4 protein-coding genes are annotated in these 2985 nt (G+C 47.0%); 2 read left to right on the forward strand and 2 right to left on the reverse strand.

Annotated elements, in window-relative coordinates:
• Positions 1-224: 224 nt before the first annotated feature.
• On the reverse strand, positions 225-545 hold the full coding sequence (locus BCT81_RS14465) for a hypothetical protein (protein ID WP_102424871.1): 321 nt from the start codon (positions 543-545) through the stop codon (positions 225-227).
• An 84-nt stretch (positions 546-629) separates the two neighbouring features.
• The gene (locus BCT81_RS14470; protein WP_102424872.1) at positions 630-1739 is read right to left on the reverse strand and encodes a helix-turn-helix domain-containing protein; all 1110 of its coding nucleotides are present in this window, start codon (positions 1737-1739) and stop codon (positions 630-632) included.
• 287 nt (positions 1740-2026) lie between these two features.
• On the opposite strand from BCT81_RS14470, the gene BCT81_RS14475 reads away from it, so the two are divergent.
• A complete protein-coding gene (locus tag BCT81_RS14475; protein WP_102424873.1) occupies positions 2027-2440 on the forward strand; it encodes a hypothetical protein in 414 nt (137 codons plus the stop codon).
• The gene (locus BCT81_RS14480; RefSeq protein ID WP_102424874.1) at positions 2440-2904 is read left to right on the forward strand and encodes an N-acetylmuramoyl-L-alanine amidase; all 465 of its coding nucleotides are present in this window, start codon (positions 2440-2442) and stop codon (positions 2902-2904) included. The genes BCT81_RS14475 and BCT81_RS14480 overlap by 1 nt, the downstream gene beginning before the upstream one ends.
• Positions 2905-2985 lie beyond the last annotated feature (81 nt).

A 2985-nucleotide genomic window follows, 5' to 3' on the forward strand; every position in this document is an offset into this window, starting at 1 on the left:
GTATTTTTTATTTACAAATCACACACCTTTAAAATAGCGGCAAGCATAACTCAAACATTCACGATATTTACCCACGCTACCGCCCTTAGGTTTGGCTCCTACAGGCAATAAATCATGTTTTTCACCGTACTTCATATTAATGCGGTTTTCATACGGTTTCTAATTTGATGCGCATTCTAGCAAAGTAAGTGCATATTGACTAGTTTGAAATTTGAACCAAGATCTCACCACGCATTCACCCAGCGAAAGCATTGTACGTCTTGCAGGTATTGCGTCCCTATGTAGTATCGGTTTTCTTGTGCTGCGTCGCAGTAGCGCTTCTCTATGTCGATGAATATTTTGCCATTACGGTACAAAGAAACAAAACTGGGGTTGGTGTTCACCGCCAGTAGTGTTTTGATTTCAGTGCGGGTTAAGCCTTGTGGGTAATGGCTCACCAGTAATTTTAAGAACTCTCCAATTCGCCCTTCTACTCGCGCGACTTCTTTGGCCAAAAGCGTGGCTTGCTGTTCAGTGGTCAGTTTTTTTAAGCCTGTATCGTCCATGTTATTTTCTTCCTTGTTTACATTACTGCTCACTTCCGTTGTGTGGTTTGGGTTGCGCCCTGTTTGGGTGCTCTGAGCTTGGCTTCACTCAGTGTCATCTTTCATCTGCGCTTTCGATTGAATGAGCGCTTTAATGCGTGCTTCAAACGGGTTGTGGGTGTTATTGCTCTGGTATTCGGCCAGAGCTTGGGCCACAGGCGTTGTGGCTGATTGGCTATGCTGATGTGGTAAGTGCTTACTTCGCGGTTGTTCTTTCGTAAGGTTTGCTTGCGCCTGCTGCATTGGCAGTTTGCGCTTGATTAGCTTTGCCCCTTTGGTTCGCTTTGTTGGTACGAACGCTCCCTGTTTGGTTTTGGCTTTCGCACTTCTTCTTAGCCAGCCATTCACAAAGTGGCCAATGTGTTCAAACGGTTTACGTTTATCGGGGTTAATGTACAACCAGGCTTGCATGGCGTGCAGTTGTTGCAGCACATCTAAGTTAGGGTAGGTGCTTTCCAATATGGTAAAGAACTCATGATAAATCGGAGCGCTTCCTTCTTGGGTGAGCAGGTGAATCACCGCGTCATCGGGGCTCTTGGTGTCCGAGTTTTTGGCGTCCGAGATTTCGGTGCTAGTGCTTGTGATGCCCGTGCTTTTACTATTCGAACTGTGCGTATCCGTTGTGCTGGCATCTCCTCGTTTTACCACTGCCTTCTCTGCGGGACTCTTCTCGAGCGTGTTAGTTTTTAGGCTTAGCCCTGTTTTATGTTCTTTATGAGAGATTATGTGTGCCAGGGGATCACTCTCCGTGTTGGATCGGTTGGCCTCCTGGTGGGTGTCGGATTGAGCCGTATTAAGGTTGTGATTGGCTACAGGCTCCGTTACCGATACAGTGGCGGGCTGTGGGGTGTCATGAATTAAGTTGTGCTGTTCAATGTGGCAACCTTCAGGCACACGCAGTTGGTATAAGTTGCTGCGCTGGCGCCCTGAATCATCAAAGCGCTTTATCCGCTGTAAAAAACCTTGCTTTTCCAGCTCGTTAACGTGCCTTGTCACGGTTCTTAGCGACACTTCGCAATATTGCGCTAAGTAATTCAACGAGGGGAAACACACGCCGCGCGCGTCGGCATTATCGGCCAATTTTAACAGCACCAATTTGCTGATCGGCGAACCGGTTTTCAGTGGCATAAAAGAAAGAATGAGAGAAACACACATCACTAACGCTCCTTGTTATCGGTTGATTCATCAAGAGATCCATTGATAGTCAGAGCATTAACAACACTTTTTTAAGGATTGGGGGCGCAACGCCCGTGAGATAAGTTGTAAGAAAAGATGTTTAGTTAATTGGCTCGAACTGATATGCAACATCAAACCTATCAAACAGGTGTTTTGGGAAACACCTCTCACTTTTTAGCTAAGCCTTTTTTAATGATGAGCAGCGGCAACCCTAATCGAAAATCTTGAATTACATTGCCTCCCCCGTAGCAACCATAAGGTGTTCAATGAAGGCAATCATCTCTCTTTTTATTTCCGCCTACCGAGGAAACATGGCCAGTGCAGAGTGCTGCTCTTACTCCCTCCCTAATCCGCACTCTAACTCTCGCTGTTGCTCAGATCAGAACTCGGCATATGGCGCATCACCAGAACACAGTGGCTTTACTGCTGTTAACTACGAGGATTTTTGTTGGGCAATAAGCCGAGCTAGCAAGCGCGAAACCCTTGGCTACTACGTTACTTACCTTCGCTATGTGCGCTATCACGACGCTTACGCGAAAACTGTGGAACGTGCTTGGCTAAAACGTAGCAATTCGGAACTAAGCCAGGTACCTGTATCCCAGCAATGGTTACAACAACATGAGGAAGCATTTTGTCACGCACTCCACCAGCAACTCATCGAACTCAATGGCCGCGATTAATGGGTCAATCTTCATCCCCTTGTTCCTTTTTGTGTCACCTTCCCGCCGGTTTGGCTTTCTCTTTTATTACCGTGCATTGCAGCGCCACGTCACCACAACAAGACATAGGCGTGCATGACATTCGCTGCTGGCATAAAAAGAGAGGCTGGCGCGATGTGGGGTATCACTTTGTGATTCGTCGTGATGGCAAGGTAGAGCTAGGTAGGCCGCTGTCGCAGACTGGCGCACATGTGAAAGGGCACAACAAAAATAATATTGGGGTTTGTATGATCGGTGGCTGTGACGCAAAGCAGCAACCAGACGACAATTTCACGTTTTCGCAACGTAAGGCACTGTTTGGCTTGGTGGCAGCGTTGCAAGAACAGTTCTCTATTTCAGATGAAGCGGTAAAGGGCCATAAAGATTGGGGAGTAAATAAGGCGTGTCCGGTGATGAGATTAAGAGCAGATGCGAGATACGAGTAAACGAAGAGCTAAAAGAGCAGATGCGGGATGCGAGATTCGAGTAAACGAAAAGCTAAAAGAGCAGATGCGGGATGCGAGTAA

Source organism: Vibrio sp. 10N.261.52.A1 (genome assembly GCF_002876325.1).
Lineage (GTDB): Bacteria > Pseudomonadota > Gammaproteobacteria > Enterobacterales > Vibrionaceae > Vibrio > Vibrio chagasii.

Coding starts and splice junctions, on each gene's coding strand:
- BCT81_RS14465 (WP_102424871.1), bottom strand. CDS start 545: ATGGACGATACAGGCTTAAAAAAACTGACCACTGAACAGCAAGCCACG.
- BCT81_RS14470 (WP_102424872.1), bottom strand. CDS start 1,739: ATGTGTGTTTCTCTCATTCTTTCTTTTATGCCACTGAAAACCGGTTCG.
- BCT81_RS14475 (WP_102424873.1), top strand. CDS start 2,027: ATGAAGGCAATCATCTCTCTTTTTATTTCCGCCTACCGAGGAAACATG.
- BCT81_RS14480 (WP_102424874.1), top strand. CDS start 2,440: ATGGGTCAATCTTCATCCCCTTGTTCCTTTTTGTGTCACCTTCCCGCC.